Source organism: Acidiplasma aeolicum, assembly GCF_001402945.1.
GTDB classification, from domain to species: domain Archaea; phylum Thermoplasmatota; class Thermoplasmata; order Thermoplasmatales; family Thermoplasmataceae; genus Acidiplasma; species Acidiplasma aeolicum.
The window spans coordinates 1-14,379 of sequence record NZ_LKBG01000167.1 but is presented as its reverse complement, the minus strand read 5'-3'; the positions used below and the strand labels follow the sequence as shown (position 1 = coordinate 14,379).

At 32.8% G+C, this 14,379-nt stretch carries 15 protein-coding genes; 8 read left to right on the top strand and 7 right to left on the bottom strand.

The genetic code is table 11. The features are described from left to right. The first annotated feature begins 241 nt into the window (after nt 1-241). Complete coding sequence (locus tag AOG54_RS04090) at nt 242-1,492, top strand: 3-isopropylmalate dehydratase large subunit (RefSeq protein ID WP_048101999.1); 1,251 nt, start codon at nt 242-244, stop codon at nt 1,490-1,492. Beyond that, nucleotides 1,485-1,988 (top strand): LeuD/DmdB family oxidoreductase small subunit, encoded by a 504-nt coding sequence (locus AOG54_RS04085; protein ID WP_048102178.1) that lies wholly within the window; start codon nt 1,485-1,487, stop codon nt 1,986-1,988. Before AOG54_RS04090 ends, AOG54_RS04085 begins: the two co-directional genes overlap by 8 nt. A 1-nt stretch (nt 1,989) precedes the next feature. Here AOG54_RS04085 and AOG54_RS04080 read toward each other — a convergent pair whose 3' ends face one another. Genes AOG54_RS04080 through AOG54_RS04065 form a run of 4 tightly spaced genes read right to left on the bottom strand, consistent with a single transcriptional unit; the run spans nt 1,990 to nt 5,805 of the window. Beyond that, a complete protein-coding gene (locus tag AOG54_RS04080) occupies nt 1,990-3,171 on the bottom strand; it encodes an MFS transporter (protein ID WP_048102000.1) in 1,182 nt (393 codons plus the stop codon). 48 nt (nt 3,172-3,219) lie between these two features. After that, nucleotides 3,220-3,915 carry a metallophosphoesterase family protein gene (locus AOG54_RS04075; RefSeq protein WP_048102001.1) on the bottom strand — a complete coding sequence of 232 codons (696 nt, stop codon included), beginning with the start codon at nt 3,913-3,915 and terminating at the stop codon, nt 3,220-3,222. 59 nt (nt 3,916-3,974) lie between these two features. Then, nucleotides 3,975-4,682: an MBL fold metallo-hydrolase gene (locus AOG54_RS04070; RefSeq protein ID WP_048102002.1), complete on the bottom strand. Its 708-nt coding sequence runs from the start codon at nt 4,680-4,682 to the stop codon at nt 3,975-3,977. Beyond that, complete coding sequence (locus AOG54_RS04065; protein ID WP_048102003.1) at nt 4,669-5,805, bottom strand: peptidase U32 family protein; 1,137 nt, start codon at nt 5,803-5,805, stop codon at nt 4,669-4,671. The genes AOG54_RS04070 and AOG54_RS04065 overlap by 14 nt, the downstream gene beginning before the upstream one ends. Nucleotides 5,806-5,994: 189 nt before the next feature. Between AOG54_RS04065 and AOG54_RS04060 the strand changes: the two genes are divergently transcribed. From AOG54_RS04060 to AOG54_RS04045, 4 genes are all read left to right on the top strand, one after another. Beyond that, the gene (locus tag AOG54_RS04060; protein ID WP_048102004.1) at nt 5,995-7,221 is read left to right on the top strand and encodes a radical SAM/SPASM domain-containing protein; all 1,227 of its coding nucleotides are present in this window, start codon (nt 5,995-5,997) and stop codon (nt 7,219-7,221) included. 55 nt (nt 7,222-7,276) lie between these two features. After that, nucleotides 7,277-7,591 carry an ArsR/SmtB family transcription factor gene (locus AOG54_RS04055; RefSeq protein ID WP_055032460.1) on the top strand — a complete coding sequence of 105 codons (315 nt, stop codon included), beginning with the start codon at nt 7,277-7,279 and terminating at the stop codon, nt 7,589-7,591. Between the two features lie 2 nt (nt 7,592-7,593). Continuing rightward, entirely contained in the window at nt 7,594-8,883 is a 1,290-nt protein-coding gene (arsB, locus tag AOG54_RS04050) for an arsenical efflux pump membrane protein ArsB (RefSeq protein WP_054964268.1), read from the top strand. A gap of 186 nt (nt 8,884-9,069) precedes the next feature. After that, a complete protein-coding gene (locus AOG54_RS04045) occupies nt 9,070-10,038 on the top strand; it encodes a phosphate signaling complex PhoU family protein (RefSeq protein ID WP_048102007.1) in 969 nt (322 codons plus the stop codon). Here AOG54_RS04045 and rpiA read toward each other — a convergent pair. Then, nucleotides 10,033-10,701 (bottom strand): ribose-5-phosphate isomerase RpiA, encoded by a 669-nt coding sequence (gene rpiA, locus AOG54_RS04040; protein ID WP_048102008.1) that lies wholly within the window; start codon nt 10,699-10,701, stop codon nt 10,033-10,035. The two genes, AOG54_RS04045 and rpiA, sit on opposite strands and share 6 nt — an antisense overlap. An 87-nt stretch (nt 10,702-10,788) precedes the next feature. Here rpiA and AOG54_RS04035 point away from each other — a divergent pair, with 87 nt between their 5' ends. Beyond that, entirely contained in the window at nt 10,789-11,652 is an 864-nt protein-coding gene (locus AOG54_RS04035; RefSeq protein WP_055032459.1) for an FAD/NAD(P)-binding oxidoreductase, read from the top strand. 7 nt (nt 11,653-11,659) lie between these two features. Here the strand turns inward: AOG54_RS04035 and AOG54_RS04030 are convergent, their stop codons facing one another. After that, nucleotides 11,660-12,106, bottom strand: coding sequence for an SRPBCC domain-containing protein (locus AOG54_RS04030; RefSeq protein WP_162200860.1), 447 nt, complete (start codon nt 12,104-12,106; stop codon nt 11,660-11,662). After that, nucleotides 12,096-13,364, bottom strand: a complete 1,269-nt coding sequence (locus AOG54_RS04025; RefSeq protein ID WP_048102011.1) for an FAD-dependent oxidoreductase — start codon at nt 13,362-13,364, stop codon at nt 12,096-12,098. The genes AOG54_RS04030 and AOG54_RS04025 overlap by 11 nt, the downstream gene beginning before the upstream one ends. Before the next feature lie 176 nt (nt 13,365-13,540). On the opposite strand from AOG54_RS04025, the gene AOG54_RS04020 reads away from it, so the two are divergent. Beyond that, nucleotides 13,541-14,284, top strand: coding sequence for a glycerophosphodiester phosphodiesterase (locus AOG54_RS04020; RefSeq protein ID WP_054964266.1), 744 nt, complete (start codon nt 13,541-13,543; stop codon nt 14,282-14,284). The last annotated feature ends 95 nt before the right edge of the window (nt 14,285-14,379 follow it).

Genomic DNA, 14,379 nt, shown 5'->3' with positions numbered 1-14,379 from the left:
CATTGTCAGATGGTGATAATATTGTTACACCTGTAATGGCATATAAATCCAAAATGGTTGTAAAATGAAAACTTATAAGTTTATAAAGTATATAAAGGAAATAATAATGGGACAACACAACTTAAAAAATAATAAATAAATTTATATATCAATACATTACAGTATAAAGTTTATTATGCTAAATTCGTACTAATTGTACTAAAATAGTAATAATTTTATAATACAAAATTATGTATGGTCAATGAACATAATAGAAAAAATCCTGAAAAGTCATTCTGTGGATAATTTAAAATCAGTCTCTCCCGGTGATATAGTTACTGTAAGTGTTGATAGGGCAATTATTGTGGATATGGCAGCCCTGCACCCTGAATTTGTAAATAACCCACCTATTAAACCATTCGACCCGGATAAAATAGCAATAATATTTGACCATTTTGTTCCACCCCCAAATATAGAGATAGCAAACAGGGTGAATAAATTAAGAAAACTTGCAAAAATTTGGGGCTTAAAGGATTTTTACGATGTTGGCAGGGGAGGCATTTCACATGTTTTTTCTGGAGAATCTGGATGGATTCTACCAGGTTCAATAATAGCAAATACAGATTCGCACACAGTTGCAACTGGAGCTTTTAATGCCATTGGAAGGGGTCTGGGGACACCGGAAATGATGGGTATTATTGCAACAGGCAAAACGTGGTTTATAGCAGGTGAAACTGTAAATGTTAGATTTATAAACGGATTAAAAAAGGGAGCTTCTGCAAAGGATGTTTTCTTTAAAATGGCAGAGATAATAGGCGATATTCCAAATATGAACATTGAATTTTCCGGTACTGGAATTAAAACGTTAAATATGGATGAAAGGTCATCGATATCAACAATGTGTGCGGAATTAAGTGCTGAATTTGCGGTGTTTCCTTTTGACGATATTCTTAAAGAGTATTTGGAAGGGATTGGCATTAAAAATTATAACCCGGTATATCCAGATAATGATGCTGAATATTATAAAACATATGAAATAGATCTTGATAATGTTGAACCCATGGTTGCCTTACCTGATAAGATAATAAACAATGTTAGGCCTGTAACAGAGCTTGGTAAGGTGGAAATAAATCTTGCGGTGGTTGGTTCCTGCGCAAATGGCAGGTTATCTGATCTTAGGGATGTATCTGAGGTTTTAAAAAATAAAAAAATAAATAAAAATGTCAGATTAATAGTAACACCCGCTTCCATGAAAGTTTATGAAGAGGCCATAAGACTTGGTTATATAGACAATATAATAAAGGCCGGTGGCATGGTAACAAATCCAACCTGTGGGGCATGCCTTGGAGGCCATATGGGCGTTTCCTCTGATGGGGACGTTGTTATAAGCTCAACAACCAGAAATTTTAAGGGAAGGATGGGGTCACCAAAATCCAGGATATATCTTGGATCGGCCAGGACCGTGGCACTTTCCGCAGTTAACGGTTATATAACTGGTGATGAAAATGAATAATATAACAGGAAGGGTATGGAAGTTCGAGGACAATATTAATACGGATTTAATGTATCCACAGATATGTTACACACTCCCGGAAAATGATAAGCCTTTTTACGCCATGCATGCAAACAGGCCTGGATGGGCTAGGATGGTAAATAAGGGGGATATCATAGCGGCAGGCAAAAATTTTGGAACAGGTTCAAGCAGACCTGCTGCTGATAATTTAAAAAATCTTGGCATTGCCTGCGTTCTGGCAGAATCTATTAACGGACTTTTTATGAGGAATTCCGTAAACTCAGGATTAATTTCCCTCGAGGTTCCCGGAATTACAGGCATGGCCGATGAGGGTGATACCCTGAGAATCAACTTTAATGGCAATTACATAGAGAATATATCCAACGGTAAAATTGTTAAATTCAGGCCGCTGCCAGAATTCTTAATGGAAATAATTGATGCTGGAGGCATAATAAATATATTGAAAAATAAGGGATTGCTAGGAGAACCATTATAATTTAAACGCTGGTTTTTATTTTAATTATCTCTTCAAGTTTTTTATTAATTGTGAGTATTAATGGAATAAATAAAACGGATAAAATTGCCATAGCAATCCATGCTAATTTATAATTGTATGCTGTATAGACTATTGTGAAAATTACAGGTATGACTGCCGCAACAAGAAGCTGCACAAAATTTACGAATGATAATGATAATGATATAAGGTCCCTTCTGGCCATATACCTTACAAAGGTGTATGTAACAGAAATGCCGTATACTGTTGACATGCCCATGGCAATAACAACAATAAGGATTTCAATATAATTAAAGATAAAGGCCGTAATTGCAAGAAGTGCTGCAATAAGTATGTTAAGGAGAAGAAAAACGCGAATTTTATGATCTGTTCTTGAAAAATGATAACCACCAAGAACACCCCCGAAAAATCCTATTAATAGATATATTGATGCCAGCGTGCTTGCCGTTATATGTGAAAAACTCAGTGATTCCAGATAATAAACAAAAAACTGGCCCATTATTGTTTCTGAAATCATGCTTCCAATGCCTATAAATGCTATGAATATAATCATTTTTGATGAAAAAACCTGCAACAGACTTTTTTTAATATTGGACCTCTCAGTTTTAATGTTTGGTATATTTTTAAATAATATATAGAGCACCAAAAAGAGCATTACCGTTATTATACCTGCTATTAAGAATGCATATCTGTATCCAATATAAATATCAAGAATGGCCCAGCCAATAACACCTGTGCCTGCGCCTATATTAAATGCGCCATTATACACACCAATATGAAATGAATATTTCTCGGATGGAACTATGGATGCCAGCAGGCTCAATGCCGGTGAGAAGAATAATGCGGCAGACATCCCTGCCAGAAATCTTGAAATCGATATTTCTAAAAAGTTTGTTGATAAACCTGAGGTTATCGCAAATATGCCAACAAAGAGAAGTCCAATTAATGATGTTTGTTTATCACCAATAAATGAGGAAAGGTAACCACCCAGAAGCTGAAATATAGAAATACCAATATAAAAAGAGGTTACCACCAGTCCAAGCTGCACGGAGGTTAGGTTCATATATGATTTTATATAAATTAGTGCGGGTGCTATATCCATCCAGTTAACTGCATATACTGCCCTTGCACTGTGTATGAGAACGGCCTTTCCCCTGTAATCCATTGAGGTAAATATATTGCATATTTATAAATATAATTATAAGTAAAGTATTTATTGATAAAACTTTTTTAACCTGTTCAATTCTTCTGTAAAATTATTAAGATACCCATCAAGAAGGTTTATTATTTTTGCAGAATTATAACTGCTAATACGCCTAAAATTTATAGAATTATCACTGGTATCCAGAACCGCATACATTGGTTTTAATATACCGTCACGTGGCTGTCCAAGACTGCCGGGATTTATGATCTTGTTCCTGTAAAACATCATAAAATGTGTGTGGCCAAGCACAATATAATCATATTTGTTAAAAAATTCCTTATCCCTAAATATTTTTTCAGCCTCAGATGCAAATACATAACCGTTTAAATTATTGTATGGTGAACCATGGGTTAAATATAAATTAAGGTTATCTATTTGAAAATCATAATTATTTTTAAATGTTTTTATAAAATTAATGTCATTTTCAGAAAGAAGCTTCAGTGATATTTCCCTGCGGGTTAATTCACTCAGTTGAAGCATATCTGCAGAACAGTTGCATGATGTATTATATGCAACGGCATAATCGTGATTTCCCATAATATTAATATCAGATTCAGACCTTAGAAAATCAATAACCTCTGCAGGCTGCGGGCCATAATCCACTGCATCCCCAAGAAAGATCATTTTATCATAGTTCTCAAGTTTATCAAGTGCCTTCAGTGCCTCATAGTTTCCATGGATATCAGATACAATAATTACCTTCATGCATTATAATGCATATTTAATATATATTAATTATGTAAGAATATTCATATGTAAAATTTTTAATATATATTATTTACATCCTCCCTTTTAAATATCTCTCCATGGAATGGCACTATAATTCTGCTTTTTAACCTTATAAGTTTGTGGTAAGATGTCACCGCCTCGTCATAATTATAACAAAAAAATCTAAAGGGAGGCATTGGATGCATGGTATTATTAATTGCATCACCTGCAATTAATATATCATTGTAAAGAACTGATATATGCCCTCTCGTATGCCCATGAGAATTTATAATTTTTAATTTCCCGAGATTCTGCTCCCTGCCAATTTTAATATCAATTTTAATGGGATCAAGCTTTATATTATTTATGCGCCTTACAGTATCATAGAATTCTTTTTTATTTGTATTTAATACTGATTTAACATCCCTGTATTTTAATTTAAAAATCATATAATTGTTGAGTGCTTCCTCCTCGTTTTCATGTGCTATCACCTTGGCTCCTGATATATTTTTTATTGCATTTACATTTCCGCTATGGTCAGGGTGGTAATGGCTTACAATAATATATGCAATATCGTTTATACTGTAGTGTATTTTTTTCAAAAAACTGGAAATTAAATCCATATTTCCCGGAAGACTTGTATCAACCATGACCAGACCGTTTTTATAGGCATTTTCAATGAAAACCACATTGTGGTTAAGTACAGTGCCAAAAAAATTAGGCTCCAGTATTTCAAGTATGTGTAAATTTTCAGTCAGTTTCATTGTGACCAAACCTTGGTATTAACTCTATCGGTACATCAAATCTTTTAATGCCATAATTTTTTATGCTTTTCCCTGCTATTTCCATTGTTGCATCTGCAATTTTATCACAGTATTTGCATACATTACAGTCCATTGAATTACAGTCATTATATTTAAAGAAGTTAATCCATGATTTTGGAAATTTTTTGTTATCTATCCTTACATCTCTTAATATCCTGTAATTATCCGGACCATTTATTTTTTCCATCACCCTTGGCATTGCATTTCCCTGGGGAAAACTTAAAAGGTTCAAAAGATTTCCATCATAATTTCTTTCAGAATATGCTTTTATTGATCTCAATATCCAATCTGTCCTTTTTGTCCTTGAGGCAATTTTAAATCTATCAATGCCTATTTTTTCATATTCGTATGTATCCTCAGGCCTTATCCAGCGCATCTTTATTATATTCCTTGGATCGTTAAGCACATCTGTGGAACAAAACATAATTGGATACTCAAACCAGAAGCTATTCTGCCCTGTAACTGTTGATTCAGAAGATACAATATCATGGGTTCTCCTGTACGGACAGCCAAAAAGGCATGAATTATCTGTAATAAGTTCAAGATCTATATTATTTTTCATTGCAAATTCATGTGCTGCCTCCAAAAATTTAAAATCGCGTGTGGTATCCTCATGAAGTATTATTGTATTTACACCCAGACCCGCGTATTCTTCAATTTCCCTCATTGATGATACACGTGCAAATGATGATACTGAAACATTCATATCTGGATAATCCCTTTTTATTTTTTTAATAAGAAATGGAAGTGCAACTATAAATCCATCAACATTCATATTAACAAGCCTGTCAATTTCAATATTCAACTTTTTATTGTATTCTCCTGAATACTCACCGGTATTTAGGGTTGCACTATTCATTACATATAAAAATTTAATTTTATGATCATGCATGAGTTCTATATGATTTTTAAATCCCTCATCCGAGATATCTGGAAGCAGAAATGCTGCCCTGCCATGGCCTGTTATTGTTTTTTTAAAACTTCCAAACATGTGTGTTACAGGATATTTGGATGCACCTTCTATTAAATTATCGTCAAAATTTGTTCCTACTACAAGTCTCATAATCTTATTTATCAATATTTAATATTTATTCCTTAATTTTTTTCTAAATATATTTATTTGATTATTATTTCTTATATATTATAACTTATTTAGTCATATGGTGATAGAATGGAAACAATAGAAAGAAAAGTTTTAAAGGTGGAGAGGAAGGCATGCAGATGCGGATACTCACCAAGCTGGGGAAATTAAATGCCCCAGCAATTTTTTTCAAAATATAATGTTTTTATTCGGGATGGTTCTGAATTTATACTGTTTAATACACTAACAGGCTATGCGATAAAGGTTAGCAGCGAGGAAAAGGAAAAAATTACATCTGGAATAATCCCAGAGGATATTAAGGAAGTTTTTTATGAAGGTTTTATAACAGATGATATAAATGCTGAATTTGATAAATTAACCCTTAAAAAGAATATACTTGAACCGACAATGGTTTTAACATACAACTGCAACTTTGATTGCAGCTACTGTTTTCAAAAAGATTTCAGAAATAAATCCAGGGTTAATGATAACATAATAAATGGATTTGTAAATTATATAAACAAAAATAGCAATGGCAGAAAGGTCAGGGTTACATTCTTTGGCGGCGAACCATTGCTTGAGGCAAATACAATAAAAAAGGTTTCATCTATGCTGGGCAATTTAAATTATGAATTCAGCATCGTTACGAATGGTTCAATGCTTACCAAAAATATGGCAGATGATCTTTATGGCTATGGATTAAGGTATGCACAGATAACACTGGACGGGCCAAGAGAGGTCCATGATTCAAGAAGATATTTTGTAAACAGGCGCGGTTCATTTGATATAATTTTAAAAAATCTTCTATATGTTCAGGATCTTTTAAATGTGGTGTTGAGAATAAATATAGACTATTCAAACATTGATGACTTTGATGAACTGCTATATGAATTAAAAAATATGGGGATAGAAAATATTAGAATAGACCCACATCTTGTTCATGAAAATCTTTTTAGGAATGAGGCCTGGGATGAAAACATATCCAGACAGGATGAATTTGATGCAGTTCAGAGGATATGGCACAAAATAAAATTGCATGGTTTCAGGGTTCCACAGGATATATTCAGGCTTGGTGTATGTGTTGCGCATGTTGATGAGGACATAATAGTTGATCCGGCAGGTTATATATATCCATGCTGGGCATTTACAGGCAATACAAAATTCGCCAAGGGTTTGCTAAAATCAGATGGCAGTGTTGAGATAATAAATAGGGCACTGCTTGCCAAAAATGCATCACTTGCATGGAAGAATGATGAGTGCAAAAACTGCAGTTACCTGCCATTATGCTTTGGTGGATGCAGATTTTTTTCTGTTCTGGATGGAAAATCATTTAGTTCAAAAGAGTGCAGAAAGGAAACATATAAAAAGGCAGTTGATTTTATTAAAGACTTTATTTAATATGTAATTATTAACATATGAAAATAATTTTATATGAAAAAATAATTCCCAGAGAATGTTATTGAATGAGATTGGGGAGGCCAATATATATAAAATGCTATCCGATGAAACAAGGTTGAAAATACTCAAACTTTTATCCAGTGAAAGCCTATCAGTTTCCGGCATAATAAATAAAATGGGAATGGATCAGCCCCTTATATCACATAAATTAAAGGATTTACGTGAAAATGGCCTTGTAATAAGTTACAGATCAGGAAAAAATATAATTTATAAAATATCTGACGATTCTTTAAGGAATTTATTGAGAGCTGGCAGTGAGGCCGGTAAAAAAATAGAGAGAATATGTAAATGTGCGGAATGCGATGAATAAGCATGAAAATAATGTTCTATGTCTCACTGATAATTTTTATTGTAACACTTTATCTTGTAATTAAAAAACCAAAAAACATAGGCATAGGGTATTCGGCCCTTGCAGGTGCGGCAGTTACATTTATTTTGGGCATATCAAGTATAGAAGACATAATTAGGGTATGGGACATCGTCTGGAATGCGACGTTTACATTTATTTCGATTATAATAATATCACTTATACTTGATGAGGCTGGTTTTTTTGAATATATAGCATATAAAATTGTAAATTTTGCAGGCAATAATATAAAAAAACTTTTTTTATTAATTATAGTTCTTGGTTCTGTAATATCAGCAATATTTGCCAATGATGGCACTGCACTGATATTAACACCCATAGTTTATTCAATACTTTACAGGTCCAAATTCAGTAATGACAAAATATTACCATTTATTATGGCAACAGGGTTTATTGCAGATACTGCAAGCATACCGTTTACTGTAAGCAATCTTGTGAATCTTGTAACTGCAGGCTATTTTAATATTACATTTTTAAGGTATACAGAGATTATGATAATTCCTGATTTAATATCAATAATAGCCAGTGTTGCCGTTCTTTACATATTTTACAGATCTGAACTCAAAAAAAATTATGCTGCAAATACTGATATTAAACCAGAGGATCTAATAAAAGATAAAAGAATTTTTAAAATTTCATTTCCTGCCATATTAATCTTAATAACACTGTATTTTATTTCTGGATTTATAAAAATACCGGTGTCATTTATATCAATGCCGTTTGCAGCCTTTTTTTATTTAATGGCACGGCTGGATAAAAGAATAGATGCCAACAGGGTCATAAAAATTGCCCCATGGCAGATTGTTTTATTTTCCCTTGGCATGTATATCATTGTTTTTGGAGTTAGCAATGAGGGTTTAAATTTAATTTATGTTTACGTACTACAGCATATAAATAATGTTTTACCACCCTTTAATTTTATACTATCAGGATTTTTCTTTGCATTTAACGCTGCCATAATGAATAACCTGCCATCGGTAATGATTGGCGATATAGCCATATCCGGCCTTAAAAATCCAGGACTCCTGATGTATGCAAACGTAATAGGAAATGACATAGGACCCAAATTTACCCCCATAGGTTCTCTGGCCACGCTGTTATGGCTTTACACACTGGAAAGAAAAAATGCAATTAAAATATCATACAGGTATTATATGAAGGCTGGCCTTATTTTGGCTGTACCAGTACTTTTCAGTACGTTACTGGCACTTTACATCGTTTCCAGAATAATTTAAATCAAAATTATAAGGAAATATACCAATCCCGGGTATAATCCTCATTATTATTTTAATACCGTTTTTATATTTTTTATCCATAATATTAATAAAATGGTTCGCCTATTTATTTCCATATAAAAACCTTTATATAAATAATATATTGAAAAAAACATACATATATATAGTTTTTTTAAATATATATACATGAGTTCAGTAAGAAAGATCCAGCTAACTGGAGGTTCAACATATATAGTTTCATTACCTTCTAAATGGGTTAAAAACAATCATCTAACAAGGGGAAGCGAGGTAAAAATTGAGGAATCAAAGGACAGACTTGTTTTATATAATAGCTCCGATGTTAAAACGGAAATAGATAAGGTTCTTAATATAGGGCAGATAGATACAAAAAGCCTTCAAAGGGCCCTTATATCAATTTATATTTCTGGATTCGACACACTTACAATCAGAAGTTCAAACTATATATCTGATGAGATAAGGGATACCATAAAAAAATTTTCCAAGCTGGTAATAGGAATAGAAATATTTGAGGAGGACTCAAAAAAGGTTGTATTGCAGAACGTACTTAATTCAAATTCATATCCAATCTATAATTCAATAAAAAGGATGTCTCTTAATGTTGAGTCAATGATATCCGATGTAATTTCAGGAATAAGTTCAAATGATTATGGCCTGTTAAAAAGTGTGGTATCAAGGGATGATGAGATTGATAGATTTCAGTGGTATATATACCGGGAGGTGAAGGCAAGAAGCTGTGAGGATGGTAACAGCATATATTATCTGCTATTATCAAGAATACTTGAAAGAATAGCAGACCACGCAGTCAATCTATGCAATATATGGACAAAAAAGAATAATTCATCAAAAACCGCAATAAATAAGGTAATTGAGTTTCTTAACTTCTGTCTGGAACTCTATAAAAAGGCCATATCACTTTATTATTCAAAAAAATATGCCGGATTAAATGATATTATATGCATGAAAAAAACAATAAATGGTTATAAAAACGAGTTATTAAATATTTCACTGGATTCTGATATTGAAACAATTTCATTTACATCCGAGGAAATAACAAGAATAGGCTTTTATTCCACAGACATTGCAGAGCTGGCCATGGACATGATACTTTCATCCTCCAATGAAATGGATTTATAATTTTTTAATATCAATAATTTCACATGTATTTCCATTCCCCTTAAATATTTTTGTTGTTATATTATGAAATATGCCAACCTCAACAACACCGGGAATCATTTTAATTTTTTGCTCAAGTCCTGTATCAGTATAATCAAATCTGCAGTCTATTATGTAGTTCCCATTATCGCTGATGAATTTTTTATTATCCCTGAATGTGCATTTTGCCCCAAGTTCCTCTATGTGGCTTAAAGTTTGATCTTCCATGAATGGTATAACCTCAACAGGTAATGGAAATTTATGCAGTTTTTCAGAAAATTTTGAGCTGTCAACCATTATAAATACATTCTTACTATTGTACGCAACAATTTTTTCCCTTACAAGCGCCCCTCCACCACCTTTTATAAGATTTCCATCAGGATCAAATTCATCTGCACCGTCAAAATCTATATCAATATTATTAATGTTATTTACTGTCTTAATCCCGTAACTATTGGCAATTTCCTCTGTTTTCTTAGATGTTGGAACACCAATAATATCGGTTATTTTACCACTTTTTACCAGTTCTCCAAGGGCATCAAGAAAATATCTTGTTGTTGACCCTGTGCCAAGCCCAAGCTTCATGCCACTTTTAACATGCTTTATTGCCTCCATTGCCGCAGCCCTTTTTTCCTCCTCGAACATAAATCCTTAATGTTAATGTGATTAATTAAGTTTTAATACCAGTTATAAATGGAATAAAATTTAAGGTTATTATTAATGCATGTACATATGGATAACATAATGATCCTTGGGAGTGGTTACTCGGGATTGAATGCCTATTACAGGCTTAGGAGGAAATTTAATGTAAAAATAATTACCAGAGATTATTATTTAAATTATTATCTATTTAACAATCCTGTAAGAATAAAATTAAAAGATGATATAATAAATGAGCAGGTAAAAGATGTTAATATAGAAAAAAGGGAGATAATAACAGATAAAAATGTATATAATGCAGATAAAATTATAATAGCCACGGGATGTGACCGCAATAATCAGATCACGTTTCTTGAAAAAATGAAGCTGGAAAATAACATGGCCATAGGATCCCAGAATGAATTTGACGAATATATAGTTATCAACTTTATACTGGCCATGAAAAAATATAATAAAAATTTTAAATTTTCAGGCAATGCCCTCTCTTTTCTTGGTAAAAAAATTCGTGATGGCGTTATTAGCCTGCTTAATCATTATAATATAACAATAACGGAGAGCCCGGATTATATTCTTCCAGAATGCAAACCGGCCCTATTTAATGACTTTTTAAACACGGATAATAAACTGCGAATTGCAGATGATGTTTTTGCCATAGGGGATGCCATTAATTTTGGGCCAAAAATTGGTGAGCTTGCCATGAGAATGGGCATATTTGTTGGAGATTACATAAATGGTGCAAAAAATAGCTTTGACCCTGTTTATATAACTGTTTTAGGATCGCCACAGGGTCCCGGGATGAGGGTTGTCAGCAGCATTCCATGGGGTGGCAGCATTGAAAAATTTAGATTTTTAAGGAAGCCTGCCATAATGAAGGGTTTTTTATATAATTACTACAGAATTAGACGCGGCAATATGGGATTTTTAAAATATATATAAATTTAAATTATAGGGCATTAATTTTATCCTTAAAACACTTTATTGTGCTGTTTATGTTGCTTAATGATACAGAATTTAATCTATCAGAACCCATAATTTTAACAATCATGCCAAAATTGAAATCGCTTTCCCAGTCTATTTTTGTTTCCTGTTCCGCAGGTGTTAGGCCTATATTGATGCGAAACTGTATCTTTGAACCAGCTATCCTGCCATCACCATCAATTTTTATATTATTCCCGGAATAATTATATGTAAATGTCATTCTTCCGGATATTGTATTCATTGCAGATATTCCTGCATCCGATATGTCAAGCTTGAGTTTACATTTTATTTTATCGCCATATTCAAGATCATACACACCCGGCAGACATGGTATAACATTTTTTAAATCTTTAAAAAACAATGAAACCTCATCATTGCCCTTATTAACCATAAAACTACCATTAAATTTCATTTTTGTTTCCTCTTTTAATGCCTTCATTCAACAGATATGCTGATAGTATGTAATCAGCATATTCGAAATCCATACCATCCCTGTAGGAATTTATATAATTTATAAATTCTTTATCAAGGCCACCCATATTTGACTCCATGTATCTTTCAAAAGTATCATTAAAATTTATTTTGGATGTATCATAATTATGTGAGCCAAAAATTTCTGATATCCTGTTGCTTAATTCGGACGCCATAAGCCTTGTGGTGGTGAATTTCCCACCTATTATGCTTATCATGTTATCGAAATTATCAATTATTGAAAAATCTCTTGTACCCCTGGAGTTATCATCCTTAACAAGAGGCCTCATTGAATAGTAAAGTTTCTTATAGCGCTTTTTTTCAAGTGATGGCACCATCTTGGATACCTCAGACAGCATAATATCAAGGTCCTCATCATCCACATCATTGGAATCCGGATCATCAGAGATAATTGCCAGGGTTCCGGCCACCGTGCCAGAACCGTAAGGGAGTATAATATCACCATCTGATGGGGGGCGCATCCTGTTAATTATGGACCCAACAAAGGGTCTGTCATAGACTGCCATGTATCCAAGTGTTGGCATAACTTCAAAGTTCTTTATGCCCAGATTCTGGGCAACATTACCAGACCATGGCCCCGAGGTGTTTATAATAAAATCAAATTTTTCAGTTTGTATATTTCCATTATATGAATATTTTAATGAAATTACATTATTTTTCGACACAGACCCGCCAACTACATTACAGCCTGTATTAAATTTTGTACCGGCCATTATGGCCTCCAGTGCAACAGCTGCAGAAAAATTATGAGCGCTTATAATTTTGTCAGGAACCCTTATAACCCTTTCAATCTTTGGGTTTACATATGCCTCCATTTTTAAAAATTCCTCAGGTGGTAATTCCTCTGAATCTATACCATTTTTTTCATTGCTTTTTATAAGCATGTCACCATAATTTGATTCAACTTCTCCAAGGGATATGTAATAACCGCCGGTATCCTTTATGAATCTGCTGGCAGTTTTGCTTAATAACTTATTTTCCTCCATACATTCCCTTGCTGAGTTTGGGTCATTTACAGAATACCTGGCACCACTATGCAGCATACCATGGAATCTGCCGGATGTCCCGGCAAGAAGTGAGTTTCTTTCAAAGACCGTTACTTTATAACCATTCATGGATAGATTAAGGGCACTGAAAATACCTGTGATCCCACCACCTATAATGCCTATTTTTTCCATTTAATGCTGTTATGATTTTTTCGTATTTATTGATATCTAAAATCTAAATTAACCTGTTAAAATTTAACGTAAATACCTCAAATTTAGACCTTATGGTGGAAATAAAATTAATCTAGGAATATTGATGTTTTATTTATCCTCAAATAACTATATAAGTAATTTATATATGGTGTTGCATGGAAATGTATGATTATTTAACAAAAAACTTTGTAATAATAGGTCATCGTGGCCTCCCTGAGAAATATCCAGAAAATACAGAGATTTCATTCAAAAATGCATTTAATTATACAGATGCTGTGGAACTTGATGTTCATTTATCTGCAGATGGTGGGGTTTACATAGTTCACGACTTTAATTTAAAAAGATTAACGGGGAATGATATTAATATAGAAAACCTAAATTCCTCTGAAATAGACAGGTTAAATATAAAGGGTTTTAAAATACCGCGGCTTGACTATATATTAAAAACATATCATGAAAAATATTTTTTTATTGAACTAAAAACAATAGATGATTCTGGCAGTATGGTTTATAACAATATTGTTACAAAAACTTTGGAAATAATAAAAAATACAGGAATGAAAGATCACGTTTGTGTCATATCATTTAACCCATTCTCACTCAGGGAAATGCATGCCCTTGATGATTCAATTATGCTGGGTCTGGATTACTGTGATTTATCCGAAAAATATATGGGAAAACTTAACAGTGTTGATCTGAGGGAACTTGGAATTTCTGTTTATATACCAGAATATAAAAATGATAAAATTGACTGCCTCATTAAATTAAGAAGTCTTGGATTTATTGTAATTCCATGGACGGTTGATAATTATGTTGATGCCGTAAAAATCAAAAATGCGGGTTTAAACGGTATAATAACCAACAGGGCCGATGTTATGGCCAGCATGCTAAAATTATAGCAGGATAATTATTGATCAATTATGGCATGATAAAAAATTATTTTTTATTAGTTATAAGATATTTTTCCATCTTTAAATATAATATTAAATCATTA

Excerpts from the sequence above, each read along its gene's own strand:
- AOG54_RS04090 (WP_048101999.1), top strand. The coding sequence starts at position 242 with ATGAACATAATAGAAAAAATCCTGAAAAGTCATTCTGTGGATAATTTA.
- rpiA (WP_048102008.1), bottom strand. The coding sequence starts at position 10,701 with ATGTTCGAGGAGGAAAAAAGGGCTGCGGCAATGGAGGCAATAAAGCAT.
- AOG54_RS04055 (WP_055032460.1), top strand. The coding sequence starts at position 7,277 with ATGTTATTGAATGAGATTGGGGAGGCCAATATATATAAAATGCTATCC.
- AOG54_RS04075 (WP_048102001.1), bottom strand. The coding sequence starts at position 3,915 with ATGAAGGTAATTATTGTATCTGATATCCATGGAAACTATGAGGCACTG.
- AOG54_RS04060 (WP_048102004.1), top strand. The coding sequence starts at position 5,995 with ATGCCCCAGCAATTTTTTTCAAAATATAATGTTTTTATTCGGGATGGT.
- AOG54_RS04020 (WP_054964266.1), top strand. The coding sequence starts at position 13,541 with ATGGAAATGTATGATTATTTAACAAAAAACTTTGTAATAATAGGTCAT.
- AOG54_RS04080 (WP_048102000.1), bottom strand. The coding sequence starts at position 3,171 with ATGGATTACAGGGGAAAGGCCGTTCTCATACACAGTGCAAGGGCAGTA.
- AOG54_RS04045 (WP_048102007.1), top strand. The coding sequence starts at position 9,070 with ATGAGTTCAGTAAGAAAGATCCAGCTAACTGGAGGTTCAACATATATA.
- AOG54_RS04085 (WP_048102178.1), top strand. The coding sequence starts at position 1,485 with ATGAATAATATAACAGGAAGGGTATGGAAGTTCGAGGACAATATTAAT.
- AOG54_RS04065 (WP_048102003.1), bottom strand. The coding sequence starts at position 5,805 with ATGAGACTTGTAGTAGGAACAAATTTTGACGATAATTTAATAGAAGGT.
- AOG54_RS04070 (WP_048102002.1), bottom strand. The coding sequence starts at position 4,682 with ATGAAACTGACTGAAAATTTACACATACTTGAAATACTGGAGCCTAAT.
- AOG54_RS04025 (WP_048102011.1), bottom strand. The coding sequence starts at position 13,364 with ATGGAAAAAATAGGCATTATAGGTGGTGGGATCACAGGTATTTTCAGT.
- arsB (WP_054964268.1), top strand. The coding sequence starts at position 7,594 with ATGAAAATAATGTTCTATGTCTCACTGATAATTTTTATTGTAACACTT.
- AOG54_RS04035 (WP_055032459.1), top strand. The coding sequence starts at position 10,789 with ATGGATAACATAATGATCCTTGGGAGTGGTTACTCGGGATTGAATGCC.
- AOG54_RS04030 (WP_162200860.1), bottom strand. The coding sequence starts at position 12,106 with ATGAAATTTAATGGTAGTTTTATGGTTAATAAGGGCAATGATGAGGTT.